The 12,695-nt window shown below is 70.7% G+C and carries 13 protein-coding genes; 9 read left to right on the top strand and 4 right to left on the bottom strand.

Annotated elements, in window-relative coordinates:
- Nucleotides 1-13 precede the first annotated feature (13 nt).
- From ACZ49B_RS12910 to ctaF, 7 genes are all read left to right on the top strand, one after another.
- The gene (locus ACZ49B_RS12910; RefSeq protein WP_468304256.1) at nucleotides 14-571 is read left to right on the top strand and encodes a type 1 glutamine amidotransferase domain-containing protein; all 558 of its coding nucleotides are present in this window, start codon (nucleotides 14-16) and stop codon (nucleotides 569-571) included.
- A 49-nt stretch (nucleotides 572-620) separates the two neighbouring features.
- Nucleotides 621-1,163 (top strand): hypothetical protein, encoded by a 543-nt coding sequence (locus ACZ49B_RS12905; RefSeq protein ID WP_468304253.1) that lies wholly within the window; start codon nucleotides 621-623, stop codon nucleotides 1,161-1,163.
- 1 nt (nucleotide 1,164) lies between these two features.
- Nucleotides 1,165-1,662 carry a hypothetical protein gene (locus ACZ49B_RS12900; RefSeq protein WP_468304250.1) on the top strand — a complete coding sequence of 166 codons (498 nt, stop codon included), beginning with the start codon at nucleotides 1,165-1,167 and terminating at the stop codon, nucleotides 1,660-1,662.
- Between the two features lie 87 nt (nucleotides 1,663-1,749).
- Nucleotides 1,750-2,589: a ribonuclease BN gene (locus ACZ49B_RS12895; protein ID WP_468304854.1), complete on the top strand. Its 840-nt coding sequence runs from the start codon at nucleotides 1,750-1,752 to the stop codon at nucleotides 2,587-2,589.
- Nucleotides 2,580-3,587: a cation diffusion facilitator family transporter gene (locus tag ACZ49B_RS12890; protein ID WP_468304247.1), complete on the top strand. Its 1,008-nt coding sequence runs from the start codon at nucleotides 2,580-2,582 to the stop codon at nucleotides 3,585-3,587. Before ACZ49B_RS12895 ends, ACZ49B_RS12890 begins: the two co-directional genes overlap by 10 nt.
- 219 nt (nucleotides 3,588-3,806) lie before the next feature.
- Entirely contained in the window at nucleotides 3,807-5,405 is a 1,599-nt protein-coding gene (gene ctaD, locus ACZ49B_RS12885) for an aa3-type cytochrome oxidase subunit I (protein WP_468304851.1), read from the top strand.
- Nucleotides 5,402-5,788, top strand: coding sequence for an aa3-type cytochrome oxidase subunit IV (ctaF, locus tag ACZ49B_RS12880; RefSeq protein ID WP_468304245.1), 387 nt, complete (start codon nucleotides 5,402-5,404; stop codon nucleotides 5,786-5,788). Before ctaD ends, ctaF begins: the two co-directional genes overlap by 4 nt.
- Nucleotides 5,789-5,803: 15 nt before the next feature.
- On the opposite strand, the gene qcrB is transcribed toward ctaF, so the two are convergent.
- From qcrB to ACZ49B_RS12860, 4 genes are all read right to left on the bottom strand, one after another.
- Nucleotides 5,804-7,498, bottom strand: a complete 1,695-nt coding sequence (qcrB, locus tag ACZ49B_RS12875) for a cytochrome bc1 complex cytochrome b subunit (protein ID WP_468304242.1) — start codon at nucleotides 7,496-7,498, stop codon at nucleotides 5,804-5,806.
- 139 nt (nucleotides 7,499-7,637) lie between these two features.
- Nucleotides 7,638-8,384, bottom strand: a complete 747-nt coding sequence (locus tag ACZ49B_RS12870; RefSeq protein WP_468304239.1) for a metallophosphoesterase family protein — start codon at nucleotides 8,382-8,384, stop codon at nucleotides 7,638-7,640.
- Nucleotides 8,381-8,635, bottom strand: coding sequence for a hypothetical protein (locus ACZ49B_RS12865; RefSeq protein WP_468304236.1), 255 nt, complete (start codon nucleotides 8,633-8,635; stop codon nucleotides 8,381-8,383). Before ACZ49B_RS12865 ends, ACZ49B_RS12870 begins: the two co-directional genes overlap by 4 nt.
- On the bottom strand, nucleotides 8,632-9,291 hold the full coding sequence (locus ACZ49B_RS12860) for a nucleotidyltransferase family protein (protein ID WP_468304233.1): 660 nt from the start codon (nucleotides 9,289-9,291) through the stop codon (nucleotides 8,632-8,634). The genes ACZ49B_RS12865 and ACZ49B_RS12860 overlap by 4 nt, the downstream gene beginning before the upstream one ends.
- A gap of 202 nt (nucleotides 9,292-9,493) precedes the next feature.
- Here ACZ49B_RS12860 and ACZ49B_RS12855 point away from each other — a divergent pair, with 202 nt between their 5' ends.
- Together ACZ49B_RS12855 and katG are read left to right on the top strand one after the other, a co-directional pair.
- On the top strand, nucleotides 9,494-10,213 hold the full coding sequence (locus ACZ49B_RS12855) for a UdgX family uracil-DNA binding protein (protein ID WP_468304230.1): 720 nt from the start codon (nucleotides 9,494-9,496) through the stop codon (nucleotides 10,211-10,213).
- A gap of 242 nt (nucleotides 10,214-10,455) precedes the next feature.
- Nucleotides 10,456-12,642 carry a catalase/peroxidase HPI gene (gene katG / locus ACZ49B_RS12850; protein WP_468304227.1) on the top strand — a complete coding sequence of 729 codons (2,187 nt, stop codon included), beginning with the start codon at nucleotides 10,456-10,458 and terminating at the stop codon, nucleotides 12,640-12,642.
- The last annotated feature ends 53 nt before the right edge of the window (nucleotides 12,643-12,695 follow it).

Genomic DNA, 12,695 nt, shown 5'->3' with positions numbered 1-12,695 from the left:
GAGGTGTCCCCCGATGCGTATCGCCTTCCTCACGGCGCCCGAGGGCGTCGAGGAGATCGAACTGACCGAGCCCTGGCAGGCCGTGCTCGACGCCGGATGGAACCCGCGGCTGGTGTCCACCCGGCCCGGCCGCGTCCGCGCCTTCCGGCACTTCGCCCACGGCGGCACGTACGGCGTCGACCACGTCCTGGCAGGTGACACGGCGGAGGCCTTCGACGCGCTGGTGCTGCCCGGCGGCGTCGCCAACCCCGACGCCCTGCGGATGAACGACCTGGCCGTCGGTTTCACCAGGAGCTTCTTCGAGGCGGGCAAGCCCGTCGCCGCGATCTGTCACGCGCCGTGGACCCTGGTGGAGGCGGACGTCGTCCGGGGCCGGACCCTCACGTCCTGGCCCAGCCTCGCGACCGACATCCGCAACGCGGGCGGCACCTGGGTGGACGAGAAGGTGCACGTCTGCCACGCGGAGCCCGCCACGCTGGTCACCAGCCGCAAACCGGCGGACCTGGAGGCCTTCTGCGGCGCGTTCGTGAAGGAGTTCGCCGCGTCCGGCGCAGCGGTCGGCAGCACCTGACAGTCCGCCACCGCACACCCCATCGACGGCCCCGGAACGGAGACCCACCATGTCAACAGGCACACTCATCGCCATCATCGTGGCCGTGGCGGTCGTGCTGATCGCGATCGGCGCAACCGTGTGGATCCTGTCGCGGCGACGCCGCCTGCAGGACCGGTTCGGACCGGAGTACGAGCGCACGGTCGAGCAGCAGGGCGGCCGGCTGGCCGCCGACCGTGAGTTGCACGCCCGCGAGGAACGCCACGCCGATCTCGACATCAAGGAGCTCCCGGAGGAACGCCGCCGCGTCTATGCGCAGGAGTGGAGCGGTGTCCAGGAGCACTTCGTGGACCGCCCCGAAGGGTCCGTGACGCAGGCCGACGAACTGGTGTCGCGGTTGATGAGGGAGCGGGGCTACCCCACCGACGGGTTCGACTCCCAGGTCCGCGATCTCTCGGTGGCACACGGAGAGACCCTCCAGCACTACCGCTCGGCGCACGCGGTCAAGGTGCGCAGCACCGAAGGACAGGCGACGACAGAAGAGCTCCGCGGGGCGATGGTGCACTACCGCGCCCTGTTCGACGAGCTCCTGAGTGACCGAGGAGGTCGATGACATGCGCGAGGACGACATCCAGGGCCGCGGCGAGGGCGAGGAGCGCCTGGGCGGCAGCGGTCTCAGCACACAGGACCTGGCGGACCCCGGCCGGGCGCAGCAGGCTGCGGTCTACCCCGGGGAGGCCACGGCAGAGCAGGAGGAGGACCGGGACGAGGAGCGCGGCGCGCAGGACGACGCCGGGGCGCTGACCGCGGAGCGGAGCGCTCAGGGCGAAGGCGAGGGCGAGGACGAGCCCCTGCTCGATGCCAAGGAGGCGGAGGAGTACCGGACGACGTGGCGTGAGATCCAGGGCCGTTTCGTGGACGACCCGCAGGACGCGGTCCGGTCCGCGGACACCCTGGTGGCAGAGGTGATGCAGACGCTCGCCCGTTCGTTCGCGGACCACAAGCAGGTGCTCGTCGACCAGTGGGGACGCGGCGAGGAGGTGGCCACGGAGGAGCTGCGGCTGGCACTGCAGCGCTACCGTTCGTTCTTCAACCGTCTGTTGAAGACATGACCGCCCGCAACGGCGCGGGCCCCGACCGAGATGACCGGTCCTGAGGAAACCGGGCGGCTGTCGCCCCTCGGGCGGGTGGGCAGCGCGATGCGCCGCGCGCGGGCCGGACGCCGTTGGGCTCGCGTGCGGGCACTGGACCTGTGGCCACGCTCGCTGGGGTTCGCCGCCCTCGGGTTCCTGACGCTGGTACCCCTGCTGATCGTCGTATCCGCGGCAGACGCCGCCGACGGGCAGGGGTTCGCGCAATGGCTGGGGGACGGGCTGGGCGTCTCGGCGGCCGCCCAACTGGAGATCGAACACCTCTTCGCCCTGTCCGGCCAGGCGTGGCGGACCACGACGGCCTTCGGCCTCGCCCTGCTCGCCGTGTTCGGCCTGTCCTTCGCCACCATGGTCCAGAACGGCTACGAAAGCATCTGGGGCCTGCCCCCCGCCCGGTGGTGGGCCCGGTGGCGGCACGTCCTGTGGATCGGCGCACTGACGGGCGTCCTGTACCTGTCGGCGATCTCCCCGCCATGGCGCCACTCCCCGGCCCGCGGCTTCGTGACGGTCGTGATCGGGGCCCTGTTCTTCTGGTGGTCCCAGCGGCTGCTGCTCGCCGGCCGGGTCGCATGGACCGCCCTCCTGCCCGGTGCGGCGGCGACCATGCTGGGGCTCCTCGGGCTCCGGGTCTTCTCCCGGCTCGTGTTCTCGCCGTTGATCGCGTCCAGCGCCGTCACGTACGGCCCCTTCGGTACCGTCCTCGTCCTCCAGGCCTGGCTCGTCGGCGTCGGCTTCGTCGTCTTCGGCGGCGCGCTCCTCGGCCGCCTGGTCCACGACGAGCTGCTGCTGCGCCGTACGAAGCCTGCACGCGCGGAGGTCCGAAGCCTGCGGGGCCGCAGGCGCCGGTTAGCCGGCCGCGCCCCGGGCAAGCGCTGGCTATGGGCATAGGGCGCACGGCAAATTCCGGGGGAAGCCCGGCCGAACGGGACACCGAGACCCGGTTCACGGTGTGGGTGGCCCTCGCGGCCAACCTGGTCATCTGCGTGGCCAAAGCCGTCGGTGGCGTCATCGCCGCGTCTCCCGCCCTGCTGTCCGAAGCGGCCCATTCCGTGGCCGACAGCCTCAACGAGGTGTTCCTGCTGGCCTCGGTCAAGCGCAGCCGGCGCCCGGCCGACCGACGGCACCCCTTCGGCTACGGCAAGGAGCGCTTCTTCTGGTCGCTGCTCGCCGCCGTCGGCATCTTCGTCACCGGGGGCTGCTTCTCGGTGTTCCAGGGAATCGAAGCGTTCCGTTCGGGCGGTTCCGAGTCCCACGAGGGGTATGTGATCGGCTTCGTCGTGCTCTTCCTGGCGCTGCTCGCCGAGGGGGCCTCCCTGCTCCGTGCCGTCCTCCAGGTCCGCGGGGCGGCTGCGGCCGCCGGGCACGGCATGCGCGAGGAGGTCCGGGCCGGCCGCGACCCGACGCTGCGGACCGTCCTGGCGGAGGACAGCACGGCCTGCGCGGGCGTCCTGCTGGCCATGGCCGGGATGGGCCTCCACATGGCGACCGGGCAGGTGGCGTACGAGGCGTCCGCCTCCATCCTGATCGGCGTCCTGCTGGTCTACGTGGCGTACACGCTCGGCAGGAACGCCCGGGTGCAGTTGATCGGCGAGGCGGCCGATCCCGAGGTGCAGCGCGGGGTGAAGGAGTTGCTGCTGCAGCAGTCGGAGATCGACTCGGTCACCGCCCTGCTGACGATGCGTCTGAGTCCGGATTCCGTGCTGCTGGCTGCGAGCGTCGACCTGACGGCCGGGTACGACAGCGAGACCGTCGAGGACGCGATGGTCCGTATCAGGGCCGAGCTGAAGAGGCGCTGGCCCGAGCTGGACCAGGTGTTCCTCGATGTCACGGACGCCGCGGCCACGCGCCGTGCGGCGGCGCGCGACCGCGGCCCGGCGCGGACCTGAACCGCCCGCCCGTGCCGCCTGCGCTCCTCGATGCGGGTAACTCTCGGCGGCGCGCCGCCGCGCTTGGTCGGTGAAGGTGGCGCCGGGTGCCAGGCTGGGCCGCAAGGCCGTCGGCCGGCCGGTCCGTCGTCGCTCCTGGAGGCCCTGGTGTCGCTCACTGACCCGTTGTCTGCGGCAGCGGAGGAGGAGCAGGACGCGGAGCGGGTCACCGGTGAACGGGTGCGGGCGGGGGCTCGCGTGCTGCGCCTGCTGTCGACCACCGACCACAAGGTGATCGGCAACATGTACCTGGTCACCGCCTTCGGCTTCTTCCTGTTCGGCGGCGTGCTGGCCCTGGTCATGCGGGCGGAGCTGGCCCGGCCCGGACTGCAGATCGTCTCCGCCGAGCAGTACAACCAGCTCTTCACCCTGCACGGCACGATCATGATGCTGCTGTTCGCCACCCCGACGTTCACGGGCTTCGCCAACGCGGTCATGCCGTTGCAGATCGGCGCCCCGGACGTCGCCTTCCCCCGCCTGAACGCCTTCACGTACTGGGTGTACCTCTTCGGGGGCCTCACCGTGATCAGCGGACTGCTGACCGCGAACGGATCCGCCGCCTTCGGCTGGTTCGCCTACGCCCCGCTGAACGCGGCGGCGTACTCCCCCGGTGTCGGCGCCGATCTGTGGGTGATGGGGCTGGCGGTGTCGGGGCTGAGCACGATCCTCGGTGCGGTGAACTTCATCGCGACGATCGTGTGCCTGCGCGCGCCGGGCATGACCGTGTTCCGGATGCCGATCTTCACCTGGAACGTGCTGTTCACCTCGATCCTGGCGCTGCTGGCGTTTCCGGTGCTCACCGCTGCGCTGCTGGTTCTGGAGGCGGACCGGAAGTTCGGGGCGCACGTCTTCGACGCGGCGTACGGCGGCGCACTGCTGTGGCAGCACCTGTTCTGGTTCTTCGGCCATCCGGAGGTGTACATCGTGGCGTTGCCGTTCTTCGGTATCGTCAGCGAGATCATCCCGGTGTTCAGCCGCAAGCCGATCTTCGGCTATGCCGCCCTGGTCGGTGCGACGATCGCGATCACGGGTCTGTCCGCGACGGTGTGGGCCCACCACATATTCGCCACCGGCGCCGTGCTGTTGCCGTTCTTCTCCCTGCTGTCGTTCCTGATCGCCGTTCCGACCGGGGTGAAGTTCTTCAACTGGATCGGCACGATGTGGGGCGGGTCGCTGTCGTTCGAGACGCCGATGCTGTGGTGCATCGGATTCCTGGTGACGTTCCTGCTGGGCGGTCTGACGGGGGTCCTGGTGGCCTCGCCTCCGATGGACTTCCATCTCACCGACAGCTATTTCGTGGTCGCTCACCTGCACTACGTGCTCTTCGGCACGATCGTGTTCGCCACCTTCGCGGGCTTCTACTTCTGGTGGCCCAAGTTCACGGGCAAGCTGCTCGACGAACGCCTGGGGCGGATGCACTTCTGGACCCTGTTCACCGGCTTCCAGCTGACCTTCCTCGTCCAGCACTGGCTGGGCGAGCAGGGGATGCCCCGCCGGTACGCCGACTACCTGGCGGCCGACGGGTTCACCCTGCTCAACACGCTCTCCACCATCGGGGCCTTCCTCCTGGGGCTGTCCGTGCTGCCGTTCGCCTACAACGTGTGGAAAACCCGCCGCCACGGAAAGCGGGTGGACGTGGACGACCCGTGGGGGTGGGGCCGGTCCCTCGAGTGGGCCACCTCCTGCCCGCCGCCACGGCACAACTTCGAGGCGCTGCCCCGGATCCGGTCGGATTCGCCCGCCTTCGACCTGCACCACCCCGAAGTGGTGCCCCGGTGAAGGCGGAGGCGTGGCTGTTCAGCGGGGTGGCGGTCTTCTTCGCCGTCACCGGCGGCGTCTACGTGGTGTTCTCCAGTGATCCTGCGGGGATCGCCGCCCTGGCGGTGTCGTTCCTCATGTCGGCGCTGGTCGCCGCGTTCCTGTGGCGGCAGTACGGCCGCGGGGGCCGGCGGCCCGAGGACACCGCCGGTGCGGAGATCCGTACGGGCGGGGGCAGGCAGTTCTCGTTCCCCGCGAGGAGCTTCGCGCCCGTGATCACCGCCGCCGGTACGGCGCTCATGGGCATCGGCGCCGTTCAGGGGCTCTGGCTGGCGCTCATCGGGGGCGGCGTCGTGATCCCGGGACTCTACGGATTCGTGTTCCGCCCGGGCCAGGACGCCTGATCCGGCGTCCGGGGGTCAGTGCTCGCCCGCGGGCCCGGCCTCCTCGGCGTCCGGGCCGGCCAGCACGGCGTCGACGCGGCGGCGCTGCGCCTCGGTCAGCGGCGCCACCAGCCGGTCGCGGTAGTACCAACGGCTGAGGCCCCGCCTCAGCCGCTCCGCCACGCCCCGTACGGCCCGACGCCGCTCGCCCGCCGCCTGCCGCTCCGCCGCGGTCCGCCCGGGCGGGGGCACCCGTACGGGCACCGGCACGCGGTGGACGGACCGTACGTACCGCTCCGCACCCGTCGGCGGCCGGTGCGTCGGGTGGAAGCCGCCCTCGACGGACTGGTGTACGTCGTCCGTCGGCAGGCCGCTCTCCAGCGCCTTGACGTCCTCCTCCTGCAGGGCGAGACAGATCCGACGCGTGAGCCAGAAGGATGCCGGGGGCACGACGAGCAGGGCGCAGCGCAGCGACCAGGTGATCGCCTGGAGGGGGATCTCGGTGATGAAGGCGATGATGTCCTGCGCGCCGGCCAGCAGCAGGATCGTGTAGGCGGCGAGCACGGCGACCCCCAGCGCGGTGCGGGCGGACCGGTGGCGCGGCCGGTCGCACAGGTGCTGCTCCCTGCCCCCGGGGGTGATCCAGCGCTCGAAGAACGGATATCCGTACAGGCCGGCGAACAGCAGTCCCGGCAGGACGACGCCCGCGATCAGCGGATTCCACATCAGGGTGTGGCCCCACAGGCGGGTTTCGAAGCCCGGCATCAGCCGCAGGGCTCCTTCGAGGAACCCCACGTACCAGTCCGGCTGGGAGCCGGTGGACACCAGGTCGGGGCGGTACGGCCCGTACGCCCACACGGGATTGATCTGCGCCAGCGCCGCGAGCGCGGACAGCAGGCCGGCGACCGTGAAGAACAGCCCCGCGGACTTCGCCGTGTACTGCGCGAAGAACGGCTTGCCCCGCACGTTGCGGCCGCTGGTGCCGGGGACCGCCCACTGCGTGTGCTTGAGGTGCACGACCAGCAGCAGGTGCAGCGAGACCAGGGCGACGAGCAGTCCTGGTACGAGGAGGATGTGCACCGGGTAGAGCCGGGAGACGATGTCCTCGGCCGGGAACTCGCCGCCGAAGACGAAGAGGCTCAGGTAGGTGCCCACGACCGGCAGCGACAGCATGATGCCCTGGGCGGTGCGCAGGCCCGTGCCCGACAGCAGGTCGTCGGGGAGCGAGTAGCCCGCGAAACCCTCGACCATCGTGAGCAGCAGCATCGTGACGCCGACCACCCAGTTCACCTCGCGGGGCTTGCGGAACGCGCCGGTGAAGAACACCCGCAGCAGGTGGACGCCGATCGCGGCCACGAACACGAGGGCCGCCCAGTGGTGCATCTGGCGGATCAGCAGACCGCCCCGCACGTCGAAGCTGATGCGCAGCGTGGAGGCGTAGGCGGAGGAGACGGGCAGACCGCTCAGGGGGCCGTAGGAGCCTTGGTACGTGACCTCGCGCATGGACGGGTCGAAGAAGAACGTGAGGTAGGTGCCGGTCAGCAGCAGCACCACCAGGCTGTAGAGGGCGATCTCGCCGAGCAGGAACGCCCAGTGGTCCGGAAAGGCCTTCCGCACACCGCCCTTGGCGACGTCCAGCAGGGGCAGCCGGGCGTCGAGGCCGAACACCGTACGCCTGGCCGAGCGTCGCACCACGCGGACCGCACGGGCCTTCTTCCTCTCGAGAACCACCGGCTCCACGCCCTCCTCGCATCCGCCGACCGGGCCCGAACGGCATGGGAGGAGCATCGCGCGCCCGCGTCCCGCGGTCCGGTAGGCACGCAGGTGCGGCACTCGCCTGCGCCGTACTGCTCTGGCAGGGCGGCCGCCCTCACTGCGACGGGCCGTGCCCGTTTCCGACGGGGAGGTGGTAGACGGCGAAGGCCCGGTCGATGACCGGCATGGCGACGTTGCGCACCCGTACTCCGCCTGCCGTCAGTCCGTGTTCCGTGCCGAGGTGGGCATGGCCGTGGACGGCGAGATCGGCCCCCGCCTCGTCCACGGCCTCGGCGAGCAGATAGCTGCCGAGGAACGGGTAGATCTCGGGGGGCTCGCCCGCGAGGGTGTCGGGCACCGGGGAGAAGTGCGTGAGCGCGATGCGCAGATCGCTCCCCGCCTCGCGCAGCTCCCGCAGCGAGCGCGCGAGCCCCTCCGCGCACCGCCGGGTGTACCGGACGAAGGCCTTCATCTCGGGCTCGCCGAACTCACTGGCGCAGCGCCCCGCGAAGCCGCCGCCGAAACCCTTCGTCCCGGCGACCCCGACCTTCGTACCGTCGATGTCGACGAGCACGCCGTCACCTTCCAGCACGCGTACGCCGCCCTCGGTCAGCGCCCGCGTGAGGGCCTCCTGCTGGTCGCTCTGGTAGTCGTGGTTGCCGAGCACCGCGATCACGGGCAGGGGCAGCCCGGCCACCTCGCCGGCCACCACCCGGCCCTCCTGCGGGGTGCCGTGCCGGGTCAGGTCGCCGGCGAGCAGCAGCAGGTCGGCGCAGTCCGTGAGGGTGTCGAAAGCAGGCCGGAGCAGGCCCTCGCTGCCGGGACCGAGGTGGATGTCTCCGACGGCCGCGACGCGGATCACGGCAGTTCCTCCGAATGATCAGGAGGTCCTGGACAGTTCACGGTGACGTCCTCGTGCCAGGGCACGCCCGCCAGCTCCTCTGCGGCGATCCGCAGGACCGCCGCCCGGCAGTCGGCGCTGTTCACGCTTCCCCAGACCAGCGCGCCCGCGCCGCGGGCCTCGACCCGTACGCCGAGTTCGGAGATCTCCTCGCGCGCCAGGCGGTCCCGCAGGTGCTCGACCCGGTACTCGATGAAGTCGCCCGATGTCACGATGCAGCCTCCTCCCGGCGGTCGAAGTCGACGACGTGGAGCCGTTCGAGGAGGTACAGGAACGCGTCGGACAGCGGAGCGTCCCGGTGTTCTCGGTTCATCCGGTCCCAGTCGATCTGCTCGCGCAGCATCCGGGCCATCGGCAGCAGGTCCCCGAAGTCGCAGTAGTGCTCGCAGAGCGCGGTGAGGCGGGCGTCCATCAGGTCGGTGGGCGCCAGTACAGGCATCCACACCGAGTCGACCGGCCGGACCTCCGCCCGGGCGAGCAGCTCCGTACTGACCGGACGCCGCGCGAGCTCGAAGATCAGATCGATCTCCTCCCCACCGGAACGCCCTTTGACCAGCCAGTCCTCGGGTGCCCGGCGCATCGCGATGCCACCGTTCTCGAGCGCGTCGACGACGGCTCCGGAGTCCTCGGGCCGGACGCAGAAGTCCGTGTCGTGCTGGAAGCGGGCCGGGAGGCCGTGTGCGAACGCAGCCACGCTGCCGGCGAGGGCGAACGGCTTCCCGGACGCCTTCAGGAGGGCGGCCACCCGTTTGGTGGTCTCGAGGATGGCCTGGGTGTGGTCGCGCGGCAGCGGCCCGCCGTCGGGGGAATCGGGCGTTCCCGACGGAGCGAGCCCATCCGGCAGAGGGGGAAGAACGTCATCTCTCACGGCAGGCCTCACGGGGGTCGCGTCACGGGGTGCGCCTTGCCGTCCCGGCGCCGCTCAAACCTGCTGGACAGGGTGACCTGCGGAGGTTTCCGGCGTGCAACGGCGGGGAGACGCCGACTGCCGCCCCGCGGTCGTGTCAAACGCGGGGCGGACCAGTACGGCCCGCCAGGGGAAAGTCCCGCCACAGGAAAGTGGTGAAACCATGGGGCCCGATACGAGGGCACGGGCGGCGTCCGCGTCGCCGGCGGGGCGGACGCAGGGGCAAGGGCAGGAATACGACGCGAGCCCCTATCTGCCGCGCCGGGGCGGTGTGGCTGCTCTGCGCCGGGCGTCCGCAGACTGCCGCGGATGCCCGCTGTTCCAGGACGCCACACAGACCGTGTTCGGGGCCGGGTCGCCCACGGCGCGGCTCTTCCTGATCGGCGAGCAGCCGGGCGATCAGGAGGACCGGCAGGGTGAACCGTTCGTGGGGCCGGCCGGACAGCTGCTGCGGCGCGCGCTGGCCGAGGCAGGCCTCGGCGACGAGGAGGTCTACGTCACCAACGCCGTCAAGCACTTCAAATTCACCACGGCCCCGCGGGGCAAGCGCCGTATCCACAAGGCACCGAGCCTGCGCGAGATGGCCGCCTGCCGGCCGTGGCTCGCGGCGGAGCTGCGTCTGGTCTCCCCCCGGCTGGTGGTCGTACTGGGCGGTACCGCGGGCAAGGCACTCCTCGGGAACTCCTTCAGAGTGGGCGAGGAGCGCGGCATCCTGCGGCCGATGCCCTCCTTGGACGAAGGCGAGGGCGAAGGCGCGGGCGCGGGCGGCGGGCTGCTCCTGGCGACCGTCCACCCCTCCGCCGTGCTGCGGGCCGACGACCGGGAGGCCGCCTTCCGCGGTCTCGTGGCCGATCTCTCGGTCGCGGCGACCGCGCTCGACTAGACCGCCTCTTTCGGATCACGCCTCGCCCCCTTCATCACGATCATCTGAAGAGACCGCGGCCCGTCAACGGGCGAGTTCTTCTTACGCGGCGGCGCTCTGCGTGTTCTCGTCGCCGTGCGGTCCACGGTGCGCGACCATCAGGACGCCGACATCCGGCGGGCGCCACGGCGCGCTACGAGCGTGGGTCGCAGTGTTCGACACCAGCAAGGCAGAGAAACACCGAGACAGGAAGAAGGGCGGACGTGTCCGGCAGCGAAAGCGAAAACCCAGCAATCCCCTCCCCCACCCCCACGCCGACCCGCCCCAGGACGAACCGGGACTGGTGGCCGAATCAGCTTGACCTCCAGGTCCTCCACCAGCACTCGCCGCTGTCCGATCCCATGGGCGCGGACTTCGACTACGCGAAGGAATTCGCCGCCCTCGACGTCGACGCGCTGAAGCAGGACGTCTTCGAGGTGATGACGAAGTCCCAGGACTGGTGGCCTGCCGACTACGGTCACTACGGGCCGCTCTTCATCCGGATGAGCTGGCACGCGGCGGGAACGTACCGCATCGCCGACGGCCGGGGCGGTGGCGGCGCCGGATCCCAGCGCTTCGCCCCCCTCAACAGCTGGCCGGACAATGCGAGCCTGGACAAGGCACGCCGTTTGCTCTGGCCGGTCAAGCAGAAGTACGGCCGGAAGATCTCATGGGCCGACCTGCTGATTTTCGCCGGAAACTGCGCCATGGAATCGATGGGGTTCAAGACGTTCGGATTCGGTTTCGGGCGGGAGGACACCTGGGAACCCGAGGAGATCTTCTGGGGGCCCGAGGACACCTGGCTCGGAGACGAGCGTTATGCCGGCGACCGGGAACTCACCGGTCCTTTCGGTGCCGTGCAGATGGGCCTGATCTACGTCAATCCGGAAGGGCCCAACGGCAATCCGGATCCGTTGGCCGCCGCCAAGGACATTCGCGAGACGTTCGGCCGCATGGCCATGGACGACGAGGAAACGGCTGCGCTCATCATCGGCGGCCACACGTTCGGCAAGTGCCACGGTGCGGTCGACCCCGCCTACATCGGCCCGGAACCCGAGGCCGCCCCCCTCGAGCAGCAGGGCCTCGGCTGGCGGAACACCTACGGCAGCGGCAAGGGCGCCGACACGCTGACCAGTGGGCTCGAGGGCGCGTGGACCTCCGAGCCGACGAAGTGGGACAACGGGTACCTGGACAACCTGTTCCGGTACGACTGGGAGCTGACGCAGAGTCCCGCCGGTGCGAACCAGTGGACTCCCAAGGACCCGTCGGCCAAGGACACCGTGCCCGACGCCCATGACCCGTCGAAGCGGCACGCGCCGATGATGCTGACGACGGACCTCGCGCTGAAGATGGACCCGGTCTATGCGCCGATCGTGAAGAGCTTCCACGAGAACCCGGACAAGCTCGCGGTGGCCTTCGCCAAGGCCTGGTACAAGCTGTTGCACCGCGACATGGGCCCCCTCTCGCGCTACCTCGGACCGTGGATTCCCGAGCCGCAGCTGTGGCAGGACCCCGTCCCCGCGGTCGATCACGAGCTGGTCGGGGACGCGGACGTCGCCGCCCTCAAGAGCAGGATCCTCGCCTCGGGGCTGTCCGTCCGCCAGCTGGCCACCACCGCCTGGGCGGCGGCCGCGAGCTTCCGCGGCACCGACAAGCGGGGCGGGGCCAACGGGGCACGGATCCGGCTCGCGCCGCAACGGGACTGGGAGGTCAACGCCGTACCGGAGGTGGCCGAGGTACTGCAGACCCTCGAGCAGGTCCGGCAGGAGTTCAACGGCTCGGCCGGCGCCAAGAAGGTCTCGCTCGCGGACCTGATCGTCCTGGGCGGGTGCGCCGCGGTCGAGCAGGCCGCGAAGAACGCCGGGCACGACGTCACGGTCCCCTTCTCACCGGGGCGTACGGACGCCTCGCAGGAGCAGACCGACGTGGAGTCGTTCGCCGTGCTCGAACCCCCGGCGGACGGGTTCCGCAACTACCTGCGGGAGGGGGAGAAGCTGTCGCCGGAGACCCTCCTGCTGGACCGCGCCAACCTGCTGACGCTCACCGCTCCCGAGATGACGGTGCTGATCGGCGGCATGCGCGCCCTGGACACCGGCTTCGGGCGGTCCCGGCACGGCGTCTTCACCGACCGGCCGGAGACGTTGACCAACGACTTCTTCGTCAACCTGCTCGACATGAGCACGGAGTGGAAGCCGTCGACCTCGGCGGAGAACGTGTTCGAGGGCCGGGACCGCGCCACGGGCGGGGCCAAGTGGACCGCCACCGCAGTGGACCTCGTCTTCGGTTCGCACTCCCAGCTCCGAGCCATCTCGGAGGTCTACGCGTCCGGGGACGGTGGAGAGAAGTTCGTGCGTGATTTCGTGGCCGCGTGGGACAAGGTGATGAACCTCGACCGGTTCGACCTCGCCTGAACCCCGGCCCGGTGTCCCGGCCGGCCGCGCACCGGCCGGCCGGGACGTCCGGT

The sequence above is a fragment of the Streptomyces sp. NPDC031132 genome (genome assembly GCF_055570595.1).
Note: the sequence above shows the minus strand (reverse complement) of the source record. Positions and strands in the feature narration are given on the sequence as shown.